The organism is Polaribacter ponticola, from assembly GCF_026191475.2.
GTDB classification, from domain to species: domain Bacteria; phylum Bacteroidota; class Bacteroidia; order Flavobacteriales; family Flavobacteriaceae; genus Polaribacter; species Polaribacter ponticola.
Genome location: NZ_JAOSLC020000003.1, coordinates 267,607 through 294,564, shown reverse-complemented (window position 1 = coordinate 294,564; position 26,958 = coordinate 267,607). Strand labels below are relative to the sequence as shown.

At 27.6% G+C, this 26,958-nt stretch carries 25 protein-coding genes and 4 pseudogenes; 16 read left to right on the top strand and 13 right to left on the bottom strand.

The annotated features are described in order from the left end of the window. Nucleotides 1-190: 190 nt before the first annotated feature. Nucleotides 191-982, top strand: a complete 792-nt coding sequence (locus N5A56_RS06145) for a sensor histidine kinase (RefSeq protein WP_265724699.1) — start codon at nt 191-193, stop codon at nt 980-982. Beyond that, on the top strand, nt 979-1,686 hold the full coding sequence (locus tag N5A56_RS06140) for a LytR/AlgR family response regulator transcription factor (RefSeq protein WP_265726097.1): 708 nt from the start codon (nt 979-981) through the stop codon (nt 1,684-1,686). The genes N5A56_RS06145 and N5A56_RS06140 overlap by 4 nt, the downstream gene beginning before the upstream one ends. Before the next feature lie 168 nt (nt 1,687-1,854). Here N5A56_RS06140 and N5A56_RS06135 read toward each other — a convergent pair whose 3' ends face one another. Further along, complete coding sequence (locus tag N5A56_RS06135) at nt 1,855-3,249, bottom strand: alpha/beta hydrolase family protein (RefSeq protein ID WP_265724698.1); 1,395 nt, start codon at nt 3,247-3,249, stop codon at nt 1,855-1,857. Between the two features lie 90 nt (nt 3,250-3,339). Continuing rightward, complete coding sequence (locus N5A56_RS06130; protein WP_265724697.1) at nt 3,340-3,792, bottom strand: hypothetical protein; 453 nt, start codon at nt 3,790-3,792, stop codon at nt 3,340-3,342. A 339-nt stretch (nt 3,793-4,131) separates the two neighbouring features. On the opposite strand from N5A56_RS06130, the gene N5A56_RS06125 reads away from it, so the two are divergent. The 4 genes and pseudogenes from N5A56_RS06125 (at nt 4,132) to N5A56_RS06115 (ending at nt 6,535) form a co-directional block, all read left to right on the top strand. Then, nucleotides 4,132-4,746 carry a DEAD/DEAH box helicase gene (locus tag N5A56_RS06125; protein ID WP_274270272.1) on the top strand — a complete coding sequence of 205 codons (615 nt, stop codon included), beginning with the start codon at nt 4,132-4,134 and terminating at the stop codon, nt 4,744-4,746. Between the two features lie 7 nt (nt 4,747-4,753). Next, a complete protein-coding gene (locus N5A56_RS17380) occupies nt 4,754-4,888 on the top strand; it encodes a hypothetical protein (protein ID WP_337994768.1) in 135 nt (44 codons plus the stop codon). Further along, entirely contained in the window at nt 4,870-5,394 is a 525-nt protein-coding gene (locus N5A56_RS06120) for a thiamine phosphate synthase (protein ID WP_337994829.1), read from the top strand. The genes N5A56_RS17380 and N5A56_RS06120 overlap by 19 nt, the downstream gene beginning before the upstream one ends. Before the next feature lie 98 nt (nt 5,395-5,492). Then, nucleotides 5,493-6,535: pseudogene (locus tag N5A56_RS06115) on the top strand (flavin-containing monooxygenase). 53 nt (nt 6,536-6,588) lie between these two features. On the opposite strand, the gene N5A56_RS06110 reads toward N5A56_RS06115, so the two are convergent. From N5A56_RS06110 to N5A56_RS06100, 3 genes are read right to left on the bottom strand one after another with little or no spacing between them, the layout of a single operon-like run. Further along, on the bottom strand, nt 6,589-8,124 hold the full coding sequence (locus N5A56_RS06110) for an SDR family NAD(P)-dependent oxidoreductase (protein ID WP_265724693.1): 1,536 nt from the start codon (nt 8,122-8,124) through the stop codon (nt 6,589-6,591). Between the two features lie 5 nt (nt 8,125-8,129). Beyond that, entirely contained in the window at nt 8,130-9,443 is a 1,314-nt protein-coding gene (locus N5A56_RS06105) for a DEAD/DEAH box helicase (RefSeq protein ID WP_265724692.1), read from the bottom strand. A 2-nt stretch (nt 9,444-9,445) separates the two neighbouring features. Beyond that, nucleotides 9,446-10,786 carry a DEAD/DEAH box helicase gene (locus N5A56_RS06100; RefSeq protein WP_265724691.1) on the bottom strand — a complete coding sequence of 447 codons (1,341 nt, stop codon included), beginning with the start codon at nt 10,784-10,786 and terminating at the stop codon, nt 9,446-9,448. A 111-nt stretch (nt 10,787-10,897) separates the two neighbouring features. Here N5A56_RS06100 and N5A56_RS06095 point away from each other — a divergent pair. Then, nucleotides 10,898-11,797 (top strand): annotated as a pseudogene (locus N5A56_RS06095) (EamA family transporter). A 69-nt stretch (nt 11,798-11,866) separates the two neighbouring features. Here N5A56_RS06095 and N5A56_RS06090 read toward each other — a convergent pair. The 3 genes from N5A56_RS06090 to N5A56_RS06080 all read right to left on the bottom strand — a co-directional run bounded on the left by N5A56_RS06090 (nt 11,867) and on the right by N5A56_RS06080 (nt 13,147). After that, a complete protein-coding gene (locus N5A56_RS06090) occupies nt 11,867-12,070 on the bottom strand; it encodes a hypothetical protein (protein WP_265724690.1) in 204 nt (67 codons plus the stop codon). Between the two features lie 190 nt (nt 12,071-12,260). Beyond that, nucleotides 12,261-12,926 (bottom strand): EamA family transporter, encoded by a 666-nt coding sequence (locus N5A56_RS17815; protein ID WP_476445309.1) that lies wholly within the window; start codon nt 12,924-12,926, stop codon nt 12,261-12,263. After that, nucleotides 12,911-13,147, bottom strand: coding sequence for an EamA family transporter (locus N5A56_RS06080; protein ID WP_265724689.1), 237 nt, complete (start codon nt 13,145-13,147; stop codon nt 12,911-12,913). The genes N5A56_RS17815 and N5A56_RS06080 overlap by 16 nt, the downstream gene beginning before the upstream one ends. 167 nt (nt 13,148-13,314) lie before the next feature. Between N5A56_RS06080 and N5A56_RS06075 the strand changes: the two genes are divergently transcribed. Together N5A56_RS06075 and N5A56_RS06070 are read left to right on the top strand one after the other, a co-directional pair. Continuing rightward, on the top strand, nt 13,315-14,043 hold the full coding sequence (locus N5A56_RS06075; protein WP_274270271.1) for a LytTR family DNA-binding domain-containing protein: 729 nt from the start codon (nt 13,315-13,317) through the stop codon (nt 14,041-14,043). 93 nt (nt 14,044-14,136) lie between these two features. After that, on the top strand, nt 14,137-15,087 hold the full coding sequence (locus N5A56_RS06070; RefSeq protein WP_265724687.1) for a DUF5694 domain-containing protein: 951 nt from the start codon (nt 14,137-14,139) through the stop codon (nt 15,085-15,087). Between the two features lie 73 nt (nt 15,088-15,160). Here N5A56_RS06070 and N5A56_RS06065 read toward each other — a convergent pair. Then, nucleotides 15,161-16,710: pseudogene (locus N5A56_RS06065) on the bottom strand (DEAD/DEAH box helicase). A 59-nt stretch (nt 16,711-16,769) separates the two neighbouring features. Further along, on the bottom strand, nt 16,770-17,162 hold the full coding sequence (ytxJ, locus tag N5A56_RS06060; protein ID WP_265724685.1) for a bacillithiol system redox-active protein YtxJ: 393 nt from the start codon (nt 17,160-17,162) through the stop codon (nt 16,770-16,772). Nucleotides 17,163-17,346: 184 nt separating this feature from the next. On the opposite strand from ytxJ, the gene clpB reads away from it, so the two are divergent. Both clpB and N5A56_RS06050 read left to right on the top strand, forming a co-directional pair. Beyond that, the gene (gene clpB, locus N5A56_RS06055; RefSeq protein ID WP_265724684.1) at nt 17,347-19,956 is read left to right on the top strand and encodes an ATP-dependent chaperone ClpB; all 2,610 of its coding nucleotides are present in this window, start codon (nt 17,347-17,349) and stop codon (nt 19,954-19,956) included. 88 nt (nt 19,957-20,044) lie between these two features. Further along, nucleotides 20,045-20,542 (top strand): SixA phosphatase family protein, encoded by a 498-nt coding sequence (locus tag N5A56_RS06050; protein WP_265724683.1) that lies wholly within the window; start codon nt 20,045-20,047, stop codon nt 20,540-20,542. Here N5A56_RS06050 and N5A56_RS06045 read toward each other — a convergent pair. After that, nucleotides 20,539-21,279, bottom strand: a complete 741-nt coding sequence (locus N5A56_RS06045) for a DUF6503 family protein (protein WP_265724682.1) — start codon at nt 21,277-21,279, stop codon at nt 20,539-20,541. The two genes, N5A56_RS06050 and N5A56_RS06045, sit on opposite strands and share 4 nt — an antisense overlap. Before the next feature lie 135 nt (nt 21,280-21,414). On the opposite strand from N5A56_RS06045, the gene smpB reads away from it, so the two are divergent. The 4 genes and pseudogenes from smpB (at nt 21,415) to N5A56_RS06025 (ending at nt 24,150) form a co-directional block, all read left to right on the top strand. Beyond that, nucleotides 21,415-21,879, top strand: a complete 465-nt coding sequence (smpB, locus tag N5A56_RS06040; protein WP_274270270.1) for an SsrA-binding protein SmpB — start codon at nt 21,415-21,417, stop codon at nt 21,877-21,879. Nucleotides 21,880-21,890: 11 nt separating this feature from the next. After that, nucleotides 21,891-22,469 (top strand): Maf-like protein, encoded by a 579-nt coding sequence (locus N5A56_RS06035; RefSeq protein ID WP_265724680.1) that lies wholly within the window; start codon nt 21,891-21,893, stop codon nt 22,467-22,469. Between the two features lie 85 nt (nt 22,470-22,554). Then, nucleotides 22,555-23,507: pseudogene (locus N5A56_RS06030) on the top strand (transketolase family protein). Nucleotides 23,508-23,541: 34 nt separating this feature from the next. Further along, nucleotides 23,542-24,150, top strand: a complete 609-nt coding sequence (locus tag N5A56_RS06025) for an outer membrane beta-barrel protein (RefSeq protein ID WP_265724678.1) — start codon at nt 23,542-23,544, stop codon at nt 24,148-24,150. A 72-nt stretch (nt 24,151-24,222) separates the two neighbouring features. On the opposite strand, the gene N5A56_RS06020 is transcribed toward N5A56_RS06025, so the two are convergent. Further along, on the bottom strand, nt 24,223-24,600 hold the full coding sequence (locus N5A56_RS06020) for a hypothetical protein (RefSeq protein WP_265724677.1): 378 nt from the start codon (nt 24,598-24,600) through the stop codon (nt 24,223-24,225). A 132-nt stretch (nt 24,601-24,732) separates the two neighbouring features. On the opposite strand from N5A56_RS06020, the gene N5A56_RS06015 reads away from it, so the two are divergent. Further along, nucleotides 24,733-25,107 carry a hypothetical protein gene (locus N5A56_RS06015; RefSeq protein ID WP_274270269.1) on the top strand — a complete coding sequence of 125 codons (375 nt, stop codon included), beginning with the start codon at nt 24,733-24,735 and terminating at the stop codon, nt 25,105-25,107. 66 nt (nt 25,108-25,173) lie between these two features. On the opposite strand, the gene typA is transcribed toward N5A56_RS06015, so the two are convergent. Then, nucleotides 25,174-26,946 carry a translational GTPase TypA gene (gene typA / locus N5A56_RS06010; protein WP_265724675.1) on the bottom strand — a complete coding sequence of 591 codons (1,773 nt, stop codon included), beginning with the start codon at nt 26,944-26,946 and terminating at the stop codon, nt 25,174-25,176. Between the last annotated feature and the right edge of the window lie 12 nt (nt 26,947-26,958).

Genomic DNA, 26,958 nt, shown 5'->3' with positions numbered 1-26,958 from the left:
ATTTTAAGCAAACTTATAATGTGTTACAGTACTAAAAAACAAAATGGGATGTACAACTTTATAAGTGCTTCACAAATATTATTAAAAGGTATTAACGCACTTTGTATTTGTTTAAAATTGTTTTGTCCCCTGCAAACTGTTGTTTGTAAACTAATTTGTATAGAGCATTATATTTAATTAATATTGATCTATGAAGTTGAAAATATCTGAGAATAAAAAGAAAAATTTAATAAGGTTATTTAAAATATCACTTATAATTATAGGTGTCATAATTATTATCTTTAATGACTATTTTGGAAAAATTGAAGGGTTTTCTGAGTTAATTGCCTTTTACTTTATTGTTGTATTTATTACCATTGTACATTGGTTATTTACACAAATTAAATCTGTAATTTTATTAAGAAACGAGAAAGAAAAAACAGAATTATTGCACTTAAAAAGTCAGGTAAATCCTCATTTTTTCTTTAATACATTAAACAATTTATACGGTTTAATGGAAAAAGATTCTAAAGAAAGACAAATGGTTTTAAAGCTTTCTGATATGATGCGATATAGTATTTATAAAGGACAAAAAGATTGGGTAACAATAAACGAAGAATTAGATTATTTGCAAAACTATATTGAGCTTCAAGAAATTCGTTACCATAAAAAATCTGATATTCAATTTAACCATCAAATAGTAAACTCGCAAGCTAAAATTATGCCGTTGCTTTTTATTATTCTTTTAGAAAATGCCTTTAAACATGGTTTAGAAAACTTAGCAGAAAATGCTTATATTCATATGAGTTTAATAGAAAATGATTATGAAGTAAATTTTGTAATAGAAAATAATTTTGACGCAGCACAAATCTCTGTAAATAAAGGTATTGGTTTGGTAAATTTAAAAAGAAGATTGGCTTTGGTTTATCCTAAAAGCCATACACTTTCTTTTGAAACAGATGCAAATATTTATAAAGTAAAACTATCTTTAAAATTAAAATAATGCGATATTTAATTATTGATGACGAACATATAGCACATAAAATTATAATGGAATATTGCGAAATGCTTCCTCATATGAAGCTACAAAAAAACTGTTATAATGCTTTAGAAGCTATTGAGTATTTAAATACAAATACAGTAGATTTAATTTTTTTAGATTTAAACATGCCTAAATTAAAAGGCTTCGATTTTTTAAAAACATTATCTTCTCCTCCAAAAGTTATTGTAACTACTGCTTATAGCGAGTTTGCTCTTGAAGGTTTTGAGTTAAGTGTTTTAGATTATTTATTAAAACCATATAGTTTAGAACGCTTTTTAAAAGCGGTAAACAAAGTTACAAACGTAGCAAAAACACCTAAAGTAATAACTAATGCTGTACAAGAAGAAACAAAAAACACTTCAAAACGTATTTTTTTACGCCAAAATAAATCTTATATACAATTAGAAGTAGATGCCATTATATATATAGAAGCTGCAAGAAATTACACTAAAATTGTTTCTAAAGAAGATACAATTATGATACGAGAAAAAGTATCTGATATTTTAGAATCTTTGCCAGATAATGATTTTATTCAAGTGCACAAATCTTTTGCGATTGCAATAAAATATATAAAAAAAATAGAAGGCAATCGAATTCATTTAAACGACCACATAATACCAATTGGTAAATTGTTTAAAGCGAATCTTAATATAATTTTAAAGTAAATGATTGATAAGAACCACAATTGAATAGATAAAATACTTAAACAATAAACATTTAGTTATTTTGTAATTACAAATACAAAAAAAAAGGACAAGAAAAGAATAACATCTTCTAGTCCTTTTTTATGTTTTATATCTATTGTAAGTATCTTAAAACAAACTGCAATACGTTTATATTTTTTGAAGAATCCAACTAGAAATTTCTTTTAAAGCAGTTGGCGAAAATGTTTGCTCAATTTTTCTATACTCATCCATTCTACCTGTTTTACATTCTTGAAAAAAATGATTTAAATTTTCTAATTCTACTATTTTATAATCTTTATTTCCTCCTTTAATTAATGCATTTCTAATACCATCTTGATTCATTTTAGCATTTACTTGTGTGTCTTTACTTCCATTTAAAGACAATACCGGAATTTTTAATTTTTCAATTTCATCTGCAGGATTGTATTGTAAAAAATAACGAGACCAAGGTTTTAAACTTGTTTTTAACTGCCCTTCTATAAATAAGTTAATTTTATCTTCTGGTACATTTAAAGACGTTAAAATGGGTCTAATAAAATTATTATAATGTGCTGTTAATTCATTTTCAATCTCAACGTCACTTTTATTAGAAGTTACAATCGCAATTGCTTTTCTAGTGTTTTTTTCATAAGCAACTTCATCTTTTACAGGAAATTGTCTAAATGTTTTGGATTGTATTACAGATAATTCTTCACCAAGTATACCTGTAGAAGCAAGCAACACTATAAAAGCAACATCTTTAGAATTGTTTGCCACTAAAGGCGCAATAATACCACCTTCACTATGACCAACTAAACCTATGTTTTTTACATCTACTTCTTTTCTTGTTTTTAAATAAGAAATAGCACTTAAAACATCTTTAGAAAAATCTTCTGTAGTGGCATTTCCAAAATCTCCTGTAGATTCTCCTTGACCACGATCATCAAAACGCAATACTCCTATCCCTTGTTTTGTTAAATAATCCGAAAGCACTAAAAATGGTTTATGTCCCATAAAAGTCTCATCTCTATCTTGTGGCCCACTTCCGCTAATTAAAATTACTACTGGAAATTTCCCGTTTTTATTAGGCAATGTTAAAGTACCAGCTAAAGATATGTTTGCTTCGTTGTTTTTAAAAACCACTTCTTCTTCATAATAAGGATAAGGCTTTATTGGTTCTTGTGGTCTTTTAGCTTCGTCTATTTTTATACTACCTTTTTTTAAATTTAATAGTAATTCTACACCACCTTCTTTATAAATCCCTTCAAACTGATTGGCTTTACTATTAAAACTTCCTTCATATTTCATTCCAACATTAGAACCATCAATTATCAACTTTCCGTTTGCAAAAGTTGTTGTTGTTGGTTTTATACCAGAAACTCTAAAAGTTGGTACACTCATTGTACTTAAGTATTTAGAATTTTCATGTTTAATTTTAAAAACAAAGGTAATTTCTTTGCTTCCTTTTTTTGCTATTCCGCTCCAATCTCCAGAAATATCTTGAGAAAACAGACTAATATTTGATAATGTAAATACAATTACGAATGCTAATATTTTTTTCATTTTGGGTTGTTCTTTTTAGTGCTGAAAATTATTCAGCATTTTAGTTTTAAAATAAATAAAGTGTTTTTTATGAGTTTATTTAACTGCTAATTATAGTAGATTTCCTGTTGCTTTGGCTTTTGCGTCTAAACGTTTTCCTATAAATACGCCAATAAACATTCCTATAGATATCCCAATAGAAAGTCCTATTGCTTTTTCAAAACGCTCACCGATAACAACACCTAGAACAACACCAAATAAAATTCCTAAACTTACACTTGCGTTTATATAATGTCCTTTTGTTGTTAAAGAGAAAACTTCCTTTAAATAATCCTCAAATTTACTAAGAGCTTTTTTATAGAATTTATTTTTATTATCAGGATTTGATTTTAAATTTAAATCATCCAATTCCATTTCTATAGATTTAATTTCATTTGCGTTAAATGTTCTGTTTTCTAATTTTGATAGAATGTCTATAAACTTATTATAAACCTTAATTTCAGATTTTTTTGTTGCTTTCCTGTTTAAACTTTCAAAAAAGATGATTGTATTTTTTAGTGTCATATTTTTAACTCTTTCTTATTTAGTGCTTAAAAGATTAAAATATTACACCCTAATTCTATTTTTTTATTTTTAAAGTTAAGTACTTTATTTAAGGAGGTAAAAAAACTCATAAATGATGTTTAAAGTTCCATTAAAATTTGTCTTATCGTTTTTAATCTAAATAGTATACAAATTCTTGATGCTAGTATATTTATTAGGTATTTAAAGTTGTTTATTATTCATAATTTATAACCTAATTACTATTTAATAAATAATTCAAATAAGCACTTCGTAAACGTTTACATCATTTTAGTTGTATCTTTGCCATCATTTTATGATTTTAAAAAACGTTTATTTTTTATGCCTTTTAAGAAATTACATTCAGAAATAAAAGAAAAATTAGCAGAGTTAGAAATAAGTACACCTACCCTATTTCAAACTAAAAGTATTCCAGTAATAAAAAGTGGTGCTAATGTTTTTTGTGCAGCTCCTTTAGGTAGTGGTAAATCTACATCTTTAATACTTACAACAATGCATAAATTAAAATGTGAAGAAGTAGGTACAGCCCCTAGAGCAGTAGTTTTAGTTGCCAATAATGAAAGAGCTGCAGAACTTAATGACGCTTTTTTTAAATTTACAAGACATACATCTTTAAGAGTTTATGCTTGTGATGATAAACAGCATATAGATTTATTAAAATCAGAAATTTTTGAAGGTGTAGATATTCTTATCCTAACACCTAAAACTATGAATAAGTTACTTTTATTAGAAGGTGTAAACACTACTCAATTAAAAATATTTAGTATAGATGATGCTTCTTTTTTGGCAGATAACGCTTCTTACACTGCATTGATGGCTATTACACAAAGTATTCATAAATGCCAGTATGTAATTTATTCAGAAAAAATTGATCCATTATTAAAACGTTTTGAATCTTATTTTATGCAATATGCAAAAAAAATAGTTATAAAATAATAGCGAAATGATTCCGAAACTACATTATATTTCTCAAGGAAACTCTCCTAAAGAGCATATAGAAAATATTCAGAAAGCTTGTTCGTCTGGAGCAGAATTGGTTCAATTAAATATTAAAAACATATCAGAAAAAAATATTTAAAATTTGCAAAAGAAGCCAGAGAAATTACAGCTCATTTTCAAACAAGATTAATAATATGTGAGTATTTTAAAATTGCTAAAGAAATAAAAGCTGATGGTGTTTACATAGAAGATTCTGGTTTTTCTACTATAAATGTTATTGAAAACTTATACTCTTGGCAAATTGTTGGAGCATCAGCAAATAATATTCAAGATTGTAAAAACTTACTAAGTAAAAATGTAGATTATATTTGTTTAAATCCTTTTAAAGACCAAGAAAACAAAGGTAATAATACTATTACTGAATTAGGTTTAAATGGTTTTACTACAATTATTGATGTATTAAATACCAAAACAACAATTATAGGCTCTGGAGGTATTACAATAAGTAATCTTTCTTCTATTTTAGAGACTGGTATTTCTGGTATTGCTGTATCTAATTCAATTACAAGAAACTTTGATAGTATAAAAGAATTTAACACTATATTAAATGCTTCTTCTACGAAAGAGAAACGTTATACTCTTTAAATTAAAATCATACACAGAGAAGTTTAATTAATTAACTATATCTTAATTAAAACTATTTTTTTGTAGCTACCTTTGTATTATTCTTAATAAATCAGCAAATGTTAGAATATGTTATAATTGGAGGAGCACAAGCAGGTTTATCTATGGCTTATCATTTAACCAAATTAGATAAAAAATTTTTAATTATAGATAGCGAAAATGAAATAGGAGCTTCTTGGTTAAATAGATGGGATTCATTAAAACTATTTACTCCAACTGAATATAATCATTTACCTGGATTAAAGTTTAAAGCTAAAAAAGGGCATTATCCTACAAAAATAGAGGTTGCTAATTATTTTAAATCTTACGTTAAAAAGTTTCAGATTCCAGTTCAATTAAATACGCTTGTAACTGCTGTTACAAAAACAGAAAAAGGTTTTAACGTTGCTTATAAGAATGGAGAAATACTTGCACTAAACGTTATTATAGCTACGGGTCCATTTCATATTCCCTATACTCCACCTTGTCATACTAAAATTTCTGAAGAAATTTTTCAAATGCACAGTAATTACTATAAAAATGTAAACCAATTACAAAACGGTGATGCTTTAGTTGTAGGTGGTGGAGATTCTGGTTATCAAATTTTAAACGAAATTTCTAAAGATGCTTCAAGAAAAGTTTATTTTTCTGGTTTAACCAAAGTAAATTCTATACCGCAACAATTTCTAGGAAAAACACTTTGGTGGTGGTTTACTTTAGTTGGATTTTTAAGTTTTAATAAATATAGTTGGATTGGAAAAAAATAAGTTCGTTACCACAACCAATTATTGGAACTAATGTTAAAGAAATTCTTTCGAGAGCTAATGTAATTTCTACTGGTAGAACCAAAGATGCACTAAATAAAGATATATTTTTTGAAACAGGTAAAGTTTCTTCCATTAAAAATATTATTTGGGCAACAGGCTATAGACCTAATTTTAATTGGATAGAAGGTTTAGAATTAGATGAAAATAATTACCCTAAAAATTATAGAGGAGTTAGTAATATTGAAGGGCTTTATTTTATTGGTTTACCTTGGATGTTTACTAGAGGTTCTGCTACTTTAGGAGGTGTTTCTAAAGATGCTAAATATTTAGCTGAAATTATTGCTACTAAAGAGTAGCTTTAATTTTTTAATAAATTACTATAAGATTATAAACCAATTGTAACTCTATTTTACCAGTCTATTGGAAAATAATCTTTTAAAAATTTACCGCACCAATGTTTACCAGTATTAATACCATCAATTAACGGATCCATAACTCTAGCAGCTCCGTCTACAATATCTAAAGGTGGTTGAAAATCGTGAATTTCAACTTTCTTTTTTGATAATTCTACAGGATCTTCGTCTGTTACCCAACCAGTATCAACTGCATTCATATATATACCCGATTTAGCAAAAGTAGATGCAGAAGTATGCGTTAACATATTTAAAGCAGCTTTTGCCATATTTGTATGTGGATGTCTATCAACTTTTTTAAAACGATGAAACTTACCTTCCATTGCAGTAACGTTTATAATATGCTTTTTACCTGTATTCTCTTTCATCATTAAATTAGATAAACGATTACACAAAACAAAAGGAGCAACAGCATTTACCAACTGTACTTCTACCATTTCTGTAGTTTCAATTTCACCTAATCTTAAACGCCAACTATTTGTTTTTCTTAAATCTACTTGTTGTAAATCTGCATCTAATTCTCCTTCTGGAAAAACTTCTGAATTTTGCAAAGAATTATCAAAACTATAAGGAATTTGAGATAATTCTGCCGAATTACGCAAACCTATTCCTGGTTCTGGACCGTGCCAAGTAACTGGTAAAACATTGTTTTTATCCGTTTTAGATGTAGAAACACTTAAACTAGATAGCTCTTTTAAACACCCTTCATGATCTTTTAATAATCTTTGAGCTAATTTTGGTAATTTATTGATCGGTTTTTTTTCATTCTCCATTAAATGAAAATAAAAACCAGATGGTCTTCTTACCGTTTGTGCAGCATTATTAATTAAAATATCTAATCGATCGTATTTTTGTTCTATATAATTACAGAAAATTTCTACACTTGGTATATGTCTTAAATCTAAGCCGTGAATATGTAAACGATGACTCCAGTCTTTATAATCTTCTTCTTTGGCAAAACGAATAGCAGAATCTGCAGGAAAACGTGTTGTAGCTACAACTGTTGCGCCAGAACGCAAACACATTAACGTAATATGATATCCAATTTTTAAACGAGAACCCGTTATTACAGCAACTTGATCTTTTAAATCGGTAGTTTGAAAACGCTTTGCATAATTTAAATCGCCACATTCTGTACACATTGTATCATAAAAATGGTGTAATTTGGTAAAAACAGTTTTACAAACGTAACAGTTTCTTGGTGATTCTAATTCTGGTGTATCTTCGGGTATTGCTGCTGCTGTTAATAATTTAGGTGCAACAAATAAAGCAGATTCACGAGCAGATCTTATACCTGTAGATTTTCTTGCATGAGTATCTTTGGCAATCATTTTACGTTTTGCTGCTTTTTTAGCATCTTTTCTTCTTCGCTGAAATTCATCACGATTTGGTCTAGATAATTCACCTGCAGCTTTAAAAAGAGCTACTCTTTGGGCTTCTGGTAATTCAAAAAGCTGATTTGTGTTCTCCAATAATTTTTGAAGTGTATGAATACAAGATTCAATTTCTAAATGTTGACTTTTTCCACTCATAATAATTATAAAAGGGTAACTCTTACTTTCTTCTTTTTTAAACGGGTATTGTTTAATTTTTCTACCAAGTCATTTGCAATTGATAATGGTACAGCAACAAAAGCACAATCTGGTTTTAACTCAATAGTACCTAATTGATCTTTATTAATACCACCTTGTTTAAAAAATAAACCTGCAATATCCCCTTTAGAAATCTTATCTTTTCTTCCTCCAGAAATAAATAATGTTTCCCAATATTGAGGAATATGATGTGCTTTCTTAGAAATATCTGCAGGTTTAGAATCTTTGATAAATTCAGGTAACCTTTCGTTACTCCATCTTAAAATATAAGCAGTACCTTTTTCATTAACTCTGGCTGTTCTGCCGTTTCGGTGTATAAATTCCTCTTCATGTTTAGGTAATTCAAAATGAATAATGTATTTCATTTCTGGAATGTCAATACCTCTTGCTGCTAAATCCGTTGCAATTAATAACTGACAAGTTCCATTTCTAAATTTAATTAAAGCGCGTTCCCTATCTTTTTGCTCCATACCTCCAGAAAAGCAAGCATGACTTATTTTATTTCTTTCTAAGAAATCACTAACTTCTAAAATACTATCTTTTAAGTTACAGAATATAATTCCTGGTTCATTTCCAATATGCTGAATTAAATTTAATAGTGTTTTTAATTTATTTTTACTTGGAGATACTACCGATTTAAAGGCTAATTGAGAAGTTCTTTTTGCTTTTAAATAATTTACTATTTTAGGTTTGTTTAAATTTACGAAACCAGGTATCTCAACTCCTTGTGTTGCAGACGTTAAAATACGTTTACTTAAAGCAGGTAATTGATTGATTATTCCTCTCATTTCATACTCAAAACCAACTTCTAAAGACTTATCAAACTCATCTAAAACTAAGGTCTTAATATATTTTTTTGAAAAACGATCGTTCGAAAAATGATCTGAAATTCTACCTGGAGTTCCAATTAAAATTGCTGGAGTATGTTTAAGTTCTATTTTATCTTTAGACATTGGTCTACCACCATAAACAGCATTTACTTTATAACCAGAGCCCATAGAACGAATTACTTGTTCTATTTGAATAGCTAACTCTCTAGATGGAACTAAAATTAAAGCTTGAACTTCTTTACTTTCTGGATCTAAAGTTTTTAAAAGCGGTAATGAAAATGCTAATGTTTTTCCTGTACCTGTAGGAGACAATAAAATTGTATTTGCACTACTTTCAATTACCTCTAATGCTTCTATTTGCATTGGGTTTAAAGCATCAATTTTTAATTTCGCTAATATGTCTGCTTGATTCTTTATGTTATTTGCCATCTTTAATTTCTTTTCTTCTTATTAGAAGTAGTTTTTGTTTTTTTAACTGATGAATTTTTAGCAAGGTAATCTGCTAAAATTTTATCTACTAATTCTTCTTTTGTTAGATGATGAAAAATGGTTTTAATTTCTGCTTTTAAATTTTCTGAAATACTACGATTAGGTTTTGTTTTAAACACTTTTTTAGCCCATAAAACTGTATTGTTATCCTCAATACTTTGTGCATCAGCTTTTTTATATGCTTTAAAAACTAATCCTAAATCTTCTTCAAATTCTGGAATTTCTTCTAATTCTTCTGGTTGTATTACGCTTAAAGAAAGACCTGTAGCTCCTGCTCTAGCCGTACGTCCACTTCTATGAACATAAGTATCATATCTATCTGGTAAATGATAATTAACAACATAAGAAACTTCTTTAACATCTATACCACGGGCAGCTAAATCTGTAGCTACAAGTATATCTATATTACCATCTCTAAATTGCCCCATTACACGATCTCTAATTCCTTGAGATAAACTACCATGAATTGCACCTGAAGAAAATTTGTTAATTGCTAAGTTTTTAGCTAATTTATTTACTGCTGCTTTTGTTTTACAAAAAATAATACCTCGTACTCCATCTTTAGTAGATAAAAAATGCATTAAAACATTCAATTTTTCAATTGGTTCTACAACAACATATTGATGGTCTATTCCTTTATGTCCTAAAGAATCCATATCGGTTTCTATATGCTCTACATGTTTAGACATATAATTTTGTACCAATTGTTTTATATAACCAGGCATAGTAGCTGTAAACAGCAAAGTTCTTCTATTTTTAGGTATTTCTTTAATTATTGTATCTACTTCCTCTTTTAAAGCACTAACCATTTCATCTGCTTCATCTAAAACTAAGTAAGTTATTTTTGTTATATCTATAGCTTGTCTTTTCATTAAATCGACTAAACGACCAGGAGTAGCAATTACAATACTAGGCTGATTTTTAATAGCTTCAATTTGAGGTTTTATAGGTGTACCACCACAAATAGAAATAATCTTTTCTTTTAGTAGTTCTGTGGAAAATGAATGTAAATTTTCAAAAATTTGATTTCCTAATTCTCTTGTAGGTGCTAAAATTAAAATTTGAATTTGTTTTAGATCAAATTTAATTTTTTGCAACAAAGGCAATCCAAAAGCAGCTGTTTTACCAGTTCCTGTTTTTGCCAAAACTACCAAATCTTTCTTTTTATGTAAGATAAAAGGAATGGTTTTTTCTTGAACAGCAGTTGGTATTCTAATATCCAATTCAGCTAATTGTGTTTCTAAATCTTTGTGAATTCCTAATTCAGAAAATGTTTTCGACATCAAATATGTTTTTTGCAAAGATAGGTACACTTTCTTAAGGAATATCATCAATTTGAATTCTTGTTTATTTAATTAAATATTTTATATCATTCTAGTATCTTCGCGCGCATTATGTGGATGTATTTAGGACTTTTAGCTGCTTTATTTTTAGGATTACACAATTTATGTAAAAAACATGCTGTACAAGGCAACGAGGTTTTTCCTGTTCTTTTAGGTACAATTTCTGCAGGTTTTTTATTAATTCTTCCATTCTATTTTGGCTCTTTATTTTATCCTGAATATATGCATAAAATAGGGTTTTATATAACCTCTATTTCTTGGAAAATACATGGTTTTATTCTAATTAAATCTGCTATTATGGCTTCTTCTTGGGTATTGGCTTATCAAGCATTAAAACATTTGCCCATAACTATTGTTACTCCTATACGTTCTGCTGGACCATTCTTTACATTTATTGGAGCAATTTTTATTTATCAAGAGAAACCTACTTCTTTACAATGGATTGGTTTTTTTCTAATAATTATTTCAGTATTATTATATTCTAGAATTGGAAAAAAAGAAGGAATCATTTTTAAAAGAAATAAATGGATATTTGCTATTATTGGAGCTACATTTTTAGGTGCATCTAGTGGTTTATACGATAAATTTCTAATTCAGAATATAACATTAAACCCACAAACATTACAATTTTGGTTTTGTTTTTATACAATAATCATTTTATTAATCATTCTAGGAATTACGTGGTTTCCTTATTGAGAAAAAAGAAAAGCTTTTAAATGGAGATGGTCTATTCCTGCTGTTGGAATTTTATTACAAACTGCAGATTATTTTTATTTTAAAGCTTTACAAGATCCTGATGCCCTTATAATGCTTTTGTCTGCTATTAAAAGAAGCCAAATAATAATTGCTGTAGTAATTGGAGGGCTTATTTTTAAAGAAAAGAATAAAAGAAAAAAGTTAGTTCCTCTTATAGGCATAATGTTAGGAGTATTCTTAATCCTTTTTTCTTAAATAAAAACAAAAGGTTGTAACTTTTTAATGTTACAACCTTTTGTTTTATATAAATATTACTTTGCTTAATTATGCAGCGTAATGGTATTTTTTATTTTCTTTCATATAGCTTTTTAAAGCACCTTTAATTTTAAGTTTATCAATTATTGTATATAAAGATAAAATCATAGAAATATTTTCTACTTTATTTAAAATTTGAAAACTAGTTAAATGTTCTTTATTTAAAGCTGATAAAACAGATTTTTCATTTGTAGTTAATAATGTATTATTCATATCTAATTATTTTAATTTTTGATAAATATACAAATGTTTATAACTTGTTAATAAATTTTTTTGATAAAATACTAGATATAGTACGTGAATGGTAGTAAATACTAGTTGAATTGAAAGGAAAAATATATTTTTCCTTTCATATTTCTATTAATAATAGCTACAATGAACTTAATAATTACAATAAAACGGCTTATTTTCTTTTTCTTGAAGTTATAAAATATACTCCCGTTAATAAAATAAAAGAGGCAATTATAGATTGTAATGTTAGGTTTTCATCTAAAAAATACCACCCCATAATTAATGCAATTACCGGATTTACATAAGCAGAAGTAGATACTTTTTCTGGAGAAACTACTTTTAGTAGATAATTAAAAGCAGTAAAAGCAACAATACCTCCAAAAGTAATTAGTAAAAACATAGAAATTTGAACATTATAACTCCAACTTAAAGGAGAAGACCAGGTTTCATTAAAACTAATACTAGCAATAGAAAGTACTAAACCAGCTACTAGCATTTGATAACCAGTTGTAACTAGAAAACTCTTTGGCAAATCTGCTTTAGACACAAAAACACTTCCATAACTCCAGCTTAAAACGCAAGTTAAAATCATAAAAACCCCTAATAAACTACCTTCTGAAGTAGTTAATTCTTGCTGACTTACAAGTAAATACATACCAATCATACCTAAAGCTACACCAATTAGAGATTTTCTTTGTAACAGTTTTCTATCTATCAATCTTAATAAAAACAAAACAAATAATGGTTGAGTAGAAGCTATTAACGCTCCAAAACCACTATCTACAAATTTTAAAGCCCAAACAAAAACACCATTACCATAGACTAAAAAAAGAATGATGCTATAGCAGAATTTAAAAATTGCTTTCGAGAAATTTTTAAATTTTGCTTTAAAAGAAAAGCTATGAAAATCATTATTACACCAGCTATAAAAAAGCGAATAGAAGCTAAAAAAAATGGAGGTAATTCTGTAACAGCAACCTTATTAAAAAGATAAGTAGATCCCCAAATAACATAAATAGCTATAAAGGATAAAATAATTAGTGCTTTAGAGTTTTTCAATTTATCTATAATTTACAGCAAAAGTACCATTTATATTTTCCGTTTTAAGTCATTTATATTTGTTTATATTTGGAATTGAACTTATATAAACTTTAATAATTGAATAAGAAATATCCTTTTGACCCTTCTATTAAGCATCATTTATTAATAGCATTAAGCTTAGTTATTTGGATATTTATATTTCTTTTTTTACGGAACCTTTAGATGTTAATACATTAAACAATAATCAAAAACCATTGTTTTTAATTGGTTATGGACTTATAGGTGGTTTTTGTTACTTATTATTTTTACCAATTCAATATATACTTCTTAAAAGAAATGATGGTAAATGGTTTTTAAAAAGTGAGGCTCTATTCCTTTTTATATTTTCATTTTGCTCAATTGCTATTGCGCGTATTTATTATTTACATGTAATTATGGCTAATGATAGAAATCCTTATGAATTCTGGTATATGTTACAGAATATTTTCTTACCAGCTTTACTAACTATTTTGCCAATTATTATTTTTGGTCGATTTGCTTTTGGTAAATATGCTAATAAAAAAACTGAGGCACAGAAAATTGAAATTAAAGGAGAAGGTAATTATGAAGGTTTACGATTGTTTTTAAATGATATTATCTGTATTCAATCTTCAGATAATTATATAGAAGTTTTTTATGTTTCTAATAATGAAATTAAAAAAAGTTTAATTAGAAATAAGTTATCTGTTATTGCTGATGAATTTCCAGAATTTTTAAGAACTCATCGTTCACATATTATTAATCCATATCACTTTTTACAATGGAAAACAGAGAATAGTAAACTTTTTGTAATTTTATTTCACCACATAGAAGTGCCAGTTTCTAGAACCTATCAAAATAACGTGAAAATTATTTTGAATTCTGCCACAGAATAGCTGTATTTTACCCCAAACACCTTTGTATATTGATTTTAATACTGATTACTTTCTAACTTTGTCTCAGAAAGTTTAATCAAAAAATAGATCATTATGAAATCTCAAATCACTTTAATTACAGCATTATTTTTATCAATTTTTATCTTATCAGCACAAAATAAACAGCAAGAAGTTTTAATTATTGGTACAATGCATACGGTGCCAAAAATTGTGAAAAACAGTTACAAACCAATGTTAAGGTTTGCTAAGAATTATAAACCAGAAGCAATATTTGTAGAAGCTCCAATGGCAAAAGATTCGATTTCTTGGGAATATTTAAAAAATGGTTGGTCTAAAGGGTATCAAAATTTTTATAAGAAGTCTAGTTCATTACAAAATAGTTTTAATTTTAATGAATCTAAATTTAATAGAATTATTAATAAACATTTTAAAGACATGAATGATGAAGATTTAAAATATTTAATAAAATCATTTATATATAAAAGAGATAATGGGAATTTTGAACTGTATTCTTATCTTAAAAAACATGGAATTAAAGGAGCTAAAAAAGCAACGAGACATGAGGATGGAGATTTAACTTATAAATTAGCCTTGTTTATGAATCATAAAAGAGTTATTAATATAGACGATCAGCAAACAAATAAAGAATATCATAATGCTTGGGATAAATGTAGAAAAGAAGGAACTAAAAATGGAAATAACTTAGCAAACTCTAAATTGTATAAGAAAAACTATAATGGAGCTATATTTCCTGCAATTTTTAGAGGTTTAGGGAAACATACAAATAAAAGAAAATCTTTACAACAACTACATGATATGGCTTCATTTTCTTATGTTGTTAAAAAAACGAAAGGTTGTAATGATGGAAAGAAGTATTTTGATGAAAGAAATATGAGAATTACTAAAAATATAGCTCAACATATTGTTAATTCTAAAAAGCATAGAAATGTTGTAATAATTGGGGCTGCCCATGTAATAGGTTTAGAAAAAGAATTTAAAGAAAACTACCCTAGTTTAAAAGTGATATTAATGAATGAGTATTAAACTTTCTATAATGATTTAAAACAGAAAACGCTCGCAAATTAATTTGCGAGCGTTTTAAAGTAAAAATAAAATATTATTCTTCAATTGGTGGATGACCAAAAATTTCTTCATAAATTTCGTCGAAATTTGTACGTAAAAAAGCATTTAGTTTTTTACGATAATCATCTTTTAGCCAAGTTACAAAGTTATGTGTGCTTTTAGAAATACACTTTGCATATCTATTAATTCTATCATCTATCTCCTCGCCTAGTTTCTTTGCTAATATTAAAGCATCAAAGACGTCTTCACTGTTTTCTATGCACATTATTGCATGGTGTTCAATAGATTTTTCTAAAACCCTTTTAGAAGACTCACCTTGCCTAATTGTATCTATATATACCTTTTTCATATCGAAATAAGTATCTTTAGATTTTGCAAACTCTTTTTTAACATCCGCTGGTAATTCATATCTAAATGTACTCTCTATTTCTTCATCAGAAAGAATAGCATTTAAATAATAATCTGGAGCTCTAAACATTTTTTGCCAATCTAAATCTGCTCCCCAAGGTCCAAATCTATGGAAATTGTTTCCTAAATCTATCACATCAAAAGTATCTGTATTATTATGAATACGAGAACCACGACCTATCATTTGATAGTATAATGTTAAAGATTTTGTTGCTCTGTTTAAAATAATTGCTTCAATACTAGGTTCATCGAAACCTGTTGTTAAAATACTAACAGAAGTAATAATAGCATTAGGTGTTTTGTGAAACCATTTTAATATAAAATCACGTTCTTTTTTAGTGTTAGTATTATCTAAATGAGCAATTGGATAACCTGCTTTTTTAAAAGCATGATATACTTGTATTGAAGTATTAATTCCGTTATTAAAAATTAACGTTTTTTTCCTTTTGCAGTTTCTTCATAAGCAGAAACTAATTTAGAAAGCATATCTGTATTAGTATACAAATCTTCAGAAGACTTAACGGTATAATCTCCGTTAGCTCCAACCTCTAAAGAAGTTAACCCAACATTATAAGAATATAAATTAGCTGTAGATAAATAATGATTATCTATTAAATGTTGTATAGTTTCACCAACAAATAGTTCTTGATAATTCTCATACATTGGTAACTTTACGTTAGAACTCAAAGGAGTTGCCGTAACACCTAAAATAAAAGATTTATCAAAAAATTTAAATATTTTAGTAAAAGAGTTATAGTGAGCCTCATCCACAATTACTAAACCTATATCAGAAATATCAAGTTTTTCATCATTTAAACGATTTTTTAAAGTTTCAACCATTGCTACGAAGCAACTATATTCATCTTGATCGTCTAATTTTGCGGTACTATTTATAATTTTGTTTTTAACACCAAACTCATTCAACATTTTAGAAGTTTGTTTGCTTAACTCAATCCTATGAGTTAAAACCAAAACTTTCTTTTTAAAAGTTTCTAAATAACGTCTAACAATTTCAGAAAAAATTACGGTTTTTCCACCACCTGTAGGTAACTGGTATAAAAGGTGATAATCTTGAGGCGCATCTTCAAATCTTCTAAAGATTTCTTGCAATGCATCTTTTTGATATCCGTATAATTCTTTACCTACTTTTTTTATTGAAGTGTCTAATTCTGCCAAAGGAATATAAATTTGAGCTACAAAAATAAGACTTAATTAATGTTTAACACAAATTTAAACTACATAAATCTTGATAAATCTACTTGAGTTATGTCATAATGTGACGCATTATAGATTGAAACTCCATTTTTAACAGCTAATAACTGTGGAGATTGATGCATAACTTGAAAAGAATATCCTACTTCATCAGAAACATTTCTATAATTTAAGAGGTCTAAATAAAAGATTTTTAAATGTTGATGTTCCTCTTTAAACAAAGCTTCAAATTGTTTTATAACCATTCTACTAATACCACATCTTGTAGAGTGCTTAAAAATTAATATTACTTCTGAGTTAGATTGTTCTTTTATTGTAGTTAATTCTTCTATTGATGTTAAAGGTATCCATTTTAAGTAAGATACTTTCTCTTTTTTAGGTTCCTTGCTTCCAAATATGTTGTTTAATACGCCCATGTTGTTTTTTATTCTTTGTCGATGTAAATATAAGAAACTTTCATCAGTCAAAAAGGCAGTGTAAATACGATTAAATAAGACAATTTGACTTGTTTACACATTAAAAATCAATTGGTACTATAATTGACTTTATTTGATCGTAAACAGAACAGATGAGATTATCCATTTGTTAAAAAAAAGAAAAATGAACTTTAATAATTATACTACAAAATCGCAAGAGACCATACAAATGGCGCAACAAATTGCGCAAGGTTTTGGTCATAATCAAATAGAAAATGAGCATATTTTTAAAGCCTTATCACAAGTTGATGAAAATGTTTTGCCTTTTATATTAAAGAAATTAAATATAAACAATACTATAATAGAACAAATTTTAGATAAACAATTAGATAATTTTCCAAAAGTTTCTGGAGCAGAATTAATGCTTTCTAGAGAAGCTAGTAAAACATTAACAGAAGCTTCTGTTATTGCTAAAAAAATGAAGGACGACTATGTTTCTATAGAACATTTAATCTTAGCTATTTTTAAATCTAAAAGTAATATTGCACAAGTTTTAAAAGATCAAGGAGTTACAGAAAAATATTTAAAATCTGCAATAGAGGAATTAAGGAAAGGAGAAAGAGTAACCTCTCAAAGTCAAGAAGAAACTTATAATTCGTTAAACAAATTTGCTAATAATTTAAACAAATTAGCAGAAGACGGCAAATTAGATCCTGTTATTGGAAGAGATGAAGAAATTAGAAGATTATTACAGATTTTATCACGTAGAACAAAGAATAATCCAATATTAGTTGGTGAACCAGGAACAGGTAAAACTGCTATTGCAGAAGGTTTAGCACATAGAATTGTAGATGGAGATGTGCCAGAAAACCTAAAAGACAAACTCATTTTTTCTTTAGATATGGGAGCTTTAATTGCAGGTGCTAAATATAAAGGAGAATTCGAAGAACGTTTAAAAGCTGTAGTAAAAGAAGTAACAAACTCTAATGGAGATATTGTACTTTTTATTGATGAAATTCACACCCTAGTTGGTGCTGGTGGAGGAAATGGAGCTATGGATGCTGCTAACATTTTAAAGCCAGCTTTAGCTCGTGGAGAATTACGTGCAATTGGAGCAACGACTTTAGATGAATATCAAAAATATTTTGAAAAAGATAAAGCATTAGAAAGACGTTTTCAAAAAGTTCAAGTTAATGAGCCAGATACAGAAAGTGCTATTTCTATTTTAAGAGGAATAAAAGAAAAATATGAAACTCATCATAAAGTTCGAATTAAAGATGAAGCTATTATTGGTGCTGTAGAATTATCTCAACGTTATATTACAAATAGATTTCTACCAGATAAAGCTATAGATTTAATGGATGAAGCTGCTTCTAAACTTAGAATGGAAATAAACTCTAAACCAGAAGAATTAGATGTTTTAGACAGGAAAGTAATGCAGTTAGAGATTGAAATTGAAGCTATTAAACGTGAAAAAGATGAAACTAAATTAAAATATTTACGATCGGATTTAGCTAATTTAAAAGAAGAAAGAAACGAAATTAATGCAAAATGGAAATCTGAAAAAGAAGTAGTAGATAACATTCAAAATGCGAAATTAGCTATTGAAAACTTTAAATTAGAAGCAGAAAAAGCAGAACGTGAAGGAAATTATGGGTTAGTTGCAGAATTAAGGTATGGTAAAATTAAAAAAGCCCAAGAAGATTTAGAAGTCCTTCAAAAAACTTTAGAAGCAAACAAATCTGAAAGTTCATTAATTAAAGAAGAAGTTACTTATGATGATATTGCAGAAGTAGTAGCAAAATGGACAGGTGTTCCTGTTACTAAAATGATACAATCTGAGCGAGAAAAACTTTTAAAGTTAGAACATCAATTACACAAAAGAGTTGTTGGGCAAGAAGAAGCAATCGTTGCTGTTTCTGATGCTGTTAGACGTTCTAGAGCAGGTTTACAAAACCCAAATAAACCAATTGGATCTTTCTTGTTTTTAGGAACAACTGGTGTTGGAAAAACAGAATTGGCTAAAGCATTAGCAGAATATTTATTTGATGATGAAAATGCAATGACTAGAATTGATATGAGCGAATATCAAGAAAAACACGCTGTAAGTAGATTAGTTGGTGCACCTCCAGGTTATGTTGGTTATGATGAAGGTGGTCAATTAACAGAAGCTGTAAGAAGAAGACCTTATTCTGTTGTATTGTTAGATGAAATTGAAAAAGCGCATCCAGATACTTTTAATATTTTATTACAAGTTTTAGATGAAGGAAGATTGACAGATAATAAAGGACGTGTAGCAGATTTTAAAAACACAATAATTATAATGACTTCAAATATTGGAAGCCATATAATTCAAGAAAAATTTAGTGATCCAAAAGCAGGCTTAGAAGCTGTAACCGAATTAGCTAAAATTGAAGTATTAAGTTTGTTAAAACAATCTGTAAGACCAGAATTTTTAAATAGAATAGATGATGTAATTATGTTTACACCTTTAAATCAGTCTAATATTTTTGAAATTGTAAAACTACAGATAGAGCACTTAAAGAAAATGATTAGTAAACAAGAAATTACTTTAGATGCAACAGATGAAGCTATAAAGTATTTAGCTAAAAAAGGATATCAGCCAGAGTTTGGTGCAAGACCTGTAAAAAGAGTTATTCAAAAAGAAGTACTAAATCAACTTTCTAAAGAGATTTTATCTGGTAAAATTACAACGGATAGTATTATTTTATTAGACTCTTTTGATGATAAATTAGTATTTAGAAATCAATCTGATTTAGTAGAAAGCTCATAAAAAATAGTTTAGCTAGTTTAGAAAAAGCGTTGTTTTAAAGAACAACGCTTTTCTTTTTTTAATTATATTTGAATTTTAAATAACCAATATGAAAAAATATTTCTTTCTTTTTATTTTTACCTTTAGTATTTTAAATTCATGTACTTCAGAAAAAACAACTACTTACTATTTAATTAGACATGCAGAAAAAGATAGATCTGATATAACAAACAGAAATCCGAATTTAAATTTTGATGGAGAAAAAAGAGCACAAAATTGGTCTAATTTTTTTAAAGAAATTAGTTTAGATGCTGTGTATTCTACAAAATATAACAGAACTATTCAAACAGCTACTCCAACTTCTCAAGATAAAAAAATAGAAATACAATTTTACAATCCTAATAATTTATATGACTCTGTATTTAAAGAAAACACAAAAGGTAAGGTAGTTTTAATTGTAGGGCACAGTAATACTACACCTGCATTTGCAAATGCTATTTTAGAAGAAAATAAGTATAACGATATGGATGATAAGGATAATGCTAGTCTCTTTATTATTTCTGTTAAAGGAAATAAAAAAACAGGTAAAATAGAAAAAGTCAATTAATCTATTAATTTAACCTCAATATCTTCTAAAACAATTTCTGAAACCTTTTTTAATTGTTTGTTTTCAAAAGCTTTATCAATATTTAATAAAGAAATATTTTTATTCAAAGGTTTGTAATTATGATAATCAACAAACCGAATTCCATTTTTGTTACATTGCTCTTTTAATACTCTAAAACGTTTCCCTCCACCATTAGTATGGTATGAATAAGCTAAATAATCGATAAAGAAATCTTTTTTATCAATCCAATAAATAAAAACATCTTCAAAGTCTTCTCCTCCACCTTCTTTAGAAAATGTTATTTCTACTTTATAATATTCTTTGCCATTAATAGTTGTCGACTTTAAAAGTTTTTTATGAACCGCATTATCATTTAATCCATAAGGCAAAACCGAAAAATAATGAACAGAATTAATAGAATTAGTATACTTATTTATTAAAGTATCTATAGATTTTATTGGACTACCATTTAATAACTCATTAAAACCATAGTTAGAAACTATTTGAGACAATACTCCAGATTTGTTATTAATTTGTTTTCCAAGTTTATATTCTCCCTTATTTCTAACTGCCCAATACTTATTACCTCTAAAATTAAACATTATTTGAGAGTTAGAAATTTTGTCTGCTCCAGATGCTAAAATTGACTTATCAATTATTTCTTGAGCCGTAAGCTCTTTTTCAGTTAAATTAATTGAAACAAATAATACTAAAGAAAGTAGATAAATATATTTCATGAATAGTGTTCTATAAATTGATTTTTAGAAGTGTAAATTTACATTACTTTATCTTATTCAAAAATGTATCTTTGCTAAAAAATTCATAAACTTTCTTAAATATATTTATATTTAAGATGGTAATTATTGATTACAATGGCTGTTCAGAAAAAAATAAATATACAAAATAAAAAAGCTCGTTTTGAGTTTGAAATTATTGATAAACTTGTTGCCGGAATTCAATTAACTGGTACAGAAATAAAATCGATTAGATTAAGTCAAGCTCGAATTACTGAAAGTTTTTGCGAATTTAATGATCGTGGAGAATTATTTATTGTAAACATGTATATACAAGAATATATGTTTGGTCATCATTTTAATCATAAACCTAAAAGTGAACGTAGGTTACTTTTAAATAAAAGAGAGCTTAAGAGTTTAAGAAAAGATGTTGAGGCAAAAGGAAATACGATTGTTCCTTTACGTTTGTTTATAAATGATAATGGTTTCGCTAAACTTGAAATTGCTTTAGCAAAAGGAAAGCAAAATCATGATAAACGTGAAACCATGAAAGATCGAGATAATAAGCGTGATTTAGCCAGAATAAAAAAGAATTTTAACTAATTCAGTTTTTAATGTTAAGAGAAAAATTAAAAGACTATAATGTAATTTTAGCTTCTGGTTCTCCAAGAAGACAACAATTTTTCAAAGATTTAGATATTAACTTTTCTATTCAATTAAAAGAAATAGATGAAATTTTTCCACCAGAATTAAAAGGAAGAGAAATAACAGATTATTTATCCGTTTTAAAATCAAAAGCATTTAAAAACTTAACAGAAAAAGATTTACTAATTACTTCAGACACCATTGTTTGGTTAGAAAATAAAGCGTTAGGAAAACCTAAAAATAACGCTGAAGCTTTTAAAATGTTACGTTCTTTATCTAATAAAAAGCATGAAGTAATTACATCAATATGCATTAAAAGTAAGCACTTTAATAAAGTTATACATGATATTACTACAGTTTCTTTTAAAAAACTTACAGATGAAGAAATTAATTATTACATAGAAAATTACAAACCATTAGACAAAGCCGGAGCTTATGGTATTCAAGAATGGATTGGCTATATAGCTATAGAAAACATAGAAGGAAGTTATTTTAATGTAGTTGGATTGCCTGTTCACAAACTTTACAAAGAATTAATGAATTTATAATAGTAATTAATTTATAATAGATTAAACTAAGTCTCAAATAAAAGGTTATTTTTACGCAAATTTTACAACACAACACAATTATATAATGAAAAAATACACGTACACAGAAAAAAAGATACACGTTCAGGTTTTGGTGATGGTTTAACAGAATTAGGAAGAACAAATCCAAATGTTGTAGCTTTATGTGCAGATTTAATTGGTTCTTTAAAAATGGATCAATTTATTAAAGAAAATCCTGAAAGATTTTTCCAAATAGGAATCGCTGAAGCAAATATGATTGGTATAGCTGCAGGTTTAACTGTTGGTGGTAAAATTCCTTTTACAGGAACTTTTGCAAATTTTTCTACAGGAAGAGTTTACGATCAAATTCGTCAATCTGTTGCATATTCTGGTAAAAATGTAAAAGTTTGTGCATCTCATGCTGGTGTAACTCTTGGAGAAGATGGAGCAACTCACCAAATTTTAGAAGACATTGGATTAATGAAAATGTTACCTGGAATGACGGTAATTAACCCTTGTGATTATAACCAAACAAAAGCTGCTACAATAGCTATTGCTGATTTAGATGGTCCTGTTTACTTACGTTTTGGACGCCCAAAGGTACCTGTATTTATGCCTACTGATGAAGAATTTGTAATTGGTAAAGGTATTCAATTAACTGAAGGTACAGACGTAACAATTGTAGCTACAGGACATTTAGTATGGGAATCTTTACAAGCTGCGGAAAAGTTAGAAGCAGAAGGTATCTCTGTAGATGTTATTAATATTCATACTATTAAACCTTTAGATGAAGAGATTATCTTAAAATCTGTTGCAAAAACTGGTTGTATTGTAACTGCAGAAGAACATAATAAATTAGGAGGTTTAGGAGAAAGTGTTGCTAGAACTTTAGCATTAAACGCTCCCACTCCACAAGAATTTGTAGCTACTAACGATACTTTTGGAGAATCTGGAACACCAGAGCAACTTATGGCTAAATACGGTTTAGATGCAAATGCAGTTATAAAAGCAGTTAAGAAAGTAATTTCTAGAAAGTAAATTCGTTTTAAGTTTAAATAAATAATAAAAGAAAATGAAAAAAGTAATTGTAATGTTATTTTTGGCTATAGGAATTAGCCAAGTTTCAAATGCTCAAATTGCATTTGGTATTAAAGGTGGAGTTAACTATAATTCTGAATCTATTAAAGAATCTAGTCAAGATGTTTTTTCTGGAGCAAAAAGTAAAACTGGTTATCATGCAGGTATTTGGTTAAGAGCTAAAATACCAGTTTTAGGTTTGTACTTAAGACCAGAATTAGTTTATACTAATCTTGAAAATGAAGTATTTTATAAAACTACAGCTAAAACAACAACACATACATTTCAAAAAATAGATATTCCCGTTTTATTAGGAAAAAAGATTTTTGGAATTGGAAATGTATATATTGGTCCTTCATTTCAATATGTTTTAGATTCTGATTTTAGCATTAACGACATTAAAAGTGTAGATGCTGAAGGTTTTACTATGGGACTTCAATTTGGAGGTGGTGTAGAATTTGGAAAACTAGGGATTGATGTTCGTTGGGAAAGAGCATTTTCTAATATAGAATCTAGTTTTATTGGTGGAGCTGCTGGTGCATCAAATGTAAATTATGATACTAGAATTAATCAAATTATAATTGGATTATCTTATAGATTATAATCTTAATTTAATTAATAAATTAAAAAAGAGGAAAACTAAATAGTTTTCCTCTTTTTTTGCCTTAATTATATTCTAAGATTGTAATGGTATTTCTGGTAATTTATTTTTAAAGCTAGGAGCATTTTCTATATAAGAAATCATTTTCTTTTTAGAAACTCGTATAAGTAAGTCTTTATTAAGAGTAAAAAGTGTTGCTGTTCTAAAAGAATTTAATAGTAATATTTCTATTTCGCTAATTATTTCTTTTAAAGAAAATTGCTTGTATTTTTCTTCGCTTGTAAAACGATATTTAAGTTGAAAAACTTGCTTCTTATCAACATCAAACTGACGCATATATACATTTAACAGACCTTCGCTTTTTTTAATTGGTTTACTAAAAGTTAATTTTACAAACTCATCGTTTATAAGGCTTCCTTTTAATGCTTCAAAAAATATTTTAAAATCACTCATACTACAAATATAAATAAAGCTTAAGTTTTAAACTTCTACTTTTAAATTTTAAATTGGTCTAATTTTTGATGTTTTAGCAAATTATAATCAGTTTTAAATACTATGAAATATAAAATTTTTACAATAAGCTTTATGCTGTTATTATTAACTTTTGATTCATGTTTTAATGATGAAAATGAGTATGAAATTGAAACTCCTGTTTGTGTTTCTGTAGATAAATCTTCTGATTATGAAACTAAATTAAAAATTTGGGAAACTCAAGAATTTGAGTTTGAAATTTTAAATGAATGTAATAGCAATTATACTATAATTGACTACACTATTTCTAGTGAAATAAAGAACGTAAGAATTGAAGGATTATCTAAAAACACAAAGATAGAATCTAAAAAACTACCTTTTAAAGTTGTAATTTCTCCCATATCTATAGGTAATAAAACAATTGGTTTTAATGTTATTACAGATATTGGGCAAATATATGTTTCTGTCGGTGTAACTGTAACCTATTAACTTTTGTAAAAAAAAGCTCAAGAAATAATCTTGAGCTTTTTTAATATGTATTTTATACTGTTTAAATTATGCTTTAAAAACTATCTTACGCATACGTAAACTTTCAGGTGTTACTTCTAAGTACTCATCTGCTTTTATATACTCCATGTTTTCTTCTAAAGAAAAATCTACTTTTGGTGCAATTTTCATTGCATCATCAGTACCCGATTTACGCATGTTAGTTAATTGTTTTCCTTTAATTAAATTAACAGCTAAATCATCAGATTTAGAATTTTCACCAATTACTTGCCCAATATAGATTTCTTGGTTAATATCAATAAAGAAACGACCTCTATCTTGTAAACGGTTTAGAGCATATGCAGTAGCTTTACCTGCAGCAGAAGAAACGATAGCTCCTTTTACATCTTCAGTAAAATCTCCTTTATAAGGTCCGTACTCACTAAATCTATGGTTAATAATTGCTGCACCTGCAGTAGCAGTTAAAATTCTATTTCTTAAACCTATTAATCCACGAGATGGAATAGAAAATTCTAAATGTTGTAAATCTCCTTTAGGTTCCATAATTAATAAATCTCCTTTTCTAAGAGATACTAAATTAATTGCTTTAGAAGCTACATCTTCTGGAACATCTATAGACAATGTTTCCATTGGCTCATGTTTCTTACCATCAATTTCTTTTAAAATTACTTGTGGTCTTCCCACTTGTAATTCATATCCTTCTCTACGCATTGTTTCAATTAATACAGATAAGTGTAGAACTCCACGACCGAAAACGTTAAATTTATCTTCACTATCAGTAGTTTCTACTTTTAATGCTAAATTTTTTTCTAATTCTTTAAATAAACGATCTCTTAAATGACGAGAAGTTACATATTTACCTTCTTTACCAAAGAAAGGAGAATTGTTAATTGTAAACAACATACTCATTGTAGGCTGATCAATTTCTGTTCTTGGTAATGCTTCTGGATTTTCTAAATCTGCAATTGTATCTCCAATTTCAAATCCGTCAATACCTGTAATTGCACAAATATCCCCACAAGGAACTTTATCTACCTGAACTTTACCCATTCCTTCAAATACATGTAATTCTTTAATTCTCACTTTTTTAGTAGAACCATCAGCTTTACATAACATATAGTCTTTACCAGCTTCTAAGTCTCCTCTAAAAATACGACCTATTGCAATTCTACCTGTAAAAGAAGAAAAATCTAAAGAAGTAATTTGCATTTGTGGAGTACCTTCATTGTACTTTGTTTCTGGAATAGATTCTAAAACAGCATCTAATAAAGGAACAATGTTGTCGGTTTCGTTTTTCCAATCTGTAGACATCCAATTGTTCTTAGCAGAACCGTAAACAGTTGTAAAATCTAATTGCTCCTCAGTAGCTTCTAAAGCAAACATTAAATCAAAAACTTTTTCATGAACTAAATCAGGAGTACAGTTTTCTTTATCTACTTTATTAACAACAACTATAGGCGTTAATCCTAATTCTAAGGCTTTACCTAATACAAAACGAGTTTGTGGCATTGGCCCTTCAAATGCATCAACTAATAATAAAACACCATCTGCCATTTTTAATACACGTTCTACTTCTCCACCAAAATCGGCGTGACCAGGAGTATCAATTACGTTAATTTTTGTGTTTTTATAATTTACAGAAACATTCTTAGAAAGAATCGTAATTCCTCTTTCTCTCTCTAAATCATTGTTATCTAACAATAAATCCGTACGTTCTTTACGATCGTCTAAGATTTTTGCTTGATCTATAATTTTATCAACTAATGTTGTTTTTCCGTGATCGACGTGGGCTATAATAGCGATATTTCTAATTGGTTGCATTTGTACTTTCTT

Bases quoted from the DNA above. Each gene is read 5' to 3' on its own strand.
- N5A56_RS06145 (WP_265724699.1), top strand. From the start codon at position 191: ATGAAGTTGAAAATATCTGAGAATAAAAAGAAAAATTTAATAAGGTTA.
- N5A56_RS06135 (WP_265724698.1), bottom strand. From the start codon at position 3,249: ATGAAAAAAATATTAGCATTCGTAATTGTATTTACATTATCAAATATT.
- N5A56_RS06130 (WP_265724697.1), bottom strand. From the start codon at position 3,792: ATGACACTAAAAAATACAATCATCTTTTTTGAAAGTTTAAACAGGAAA.
- N5A56_RS06125 (WP_274270272.1), top strand. From the start codon at position 4,132: ATGCCTTTTAAGAAATTACATTCAGAAATAAAAGAAAAATTAGCAGAG.
- N5A56_RS17380 (WP_337994768.1), top strand. From the start codon at position 4,754: ATGATTCCGAAACTACATTATATTTCTCAAGGAAACTCTCCTAAAGAG.
- N5A56_RS06110 (WP_265724693.1), bottom strand. From the start codon at position 8,124: ATGAGTGGAAAAAGTCAACATTTAGAAATTGAATCTTGTATTCATACA.
- N5A56_RS06105 (WP_265724692.1), bottom strand. From the start codon at position 9,443: ATGGCAAATAACATAAAGAATCAAGCAGACATATTAGCGAAATTAAAA.
- N5A56_RS06100 (WP_265724691.1), bottom strand. From the start codon at position 10,786: ATGTCGAAAACATTTTCTGAATTAGGAATTCACAAAGATTTAGAAACA.
- N5A56_RS06090 (WP_265724690.1), bottom strand. From the start codon at position 12,070: ATGAATAATACATTATTAACTACAAATGAAAAATCTGTTTTATCAGCT.
- N5A56_RS06070 (WP_265724687.1), top strand. From the start codon at position 14,137: ATGAAATCTCAAATCACTTTAATTACAGCATTATTTTTATCAATTTTT.
- ytxJ (WP_265724685.1), bottom strand. From the start codon at position 17,162: ATGGGCGTATTAAACAACATATTTGGAAGCAAGGAACCTAAAAAAGAG.
- clpB (WP_265724684.1), top strand. From the start codon at position 17,347: ATGAACTTTAATAATTATACTACAAAATCGCAAGAGACCATACAAATG.
- N5A56_RS06050 (WP_265724683.1), top strand. From the start codon at position 20,045: ATGAAAAAATATTTCTTTCTTTTTATTTTTACCTTTAGTATTTTAAAT.
- N5A56_RS06045 (WP_265724682.1), bottom strand. From the start codon at position 21,279: ATGAAATATATTTATCTACTTTCTTTAGTATTATTTGTTTCAATTAAT.
- smpB (WP_274270270.1), top strand. From the start codon at position 21,415: ATGGCTGTTCAGAAAAAAATAAATATACAAAATAAAAAAGCTCGTTTT.
- N5A56_RS06035 (WP_265724680.1), top strand. From the start codon at position 21,891: ATGTTAAGAGAAAAATTAAAAGACTATAATGTAATTTTAGCTTCTGGT.
- N5A56_RS06025 (WP_265724678.1), top strand. From the start codon at position 23,542: ATGAAAAAAGTAATTGTAATGTTATTTTTGGCTATAGGAATTAGCCAA.
- N5A56_RS06020 (WP_265724677.1), bottom strand. From the start codon at position 24,600: ATGAGTGATTTTAAAATATTTTTTGAAGCATTAAAAGGAAGCCTTATA.
- N5A56_RS06015 (WP_274270269.1), top strand. From the start codon at position 24,733: ATGCTGTTATTATTAACTTTTGATTCATGTTTTAATGATGAAAATGAG.
- typA (WP_265724675.1), bottom strand. From the start codon at position 26,946: ATGCAACCAATTAGAAATATCGCTATTATAGCCCACGTCGATCACGGA.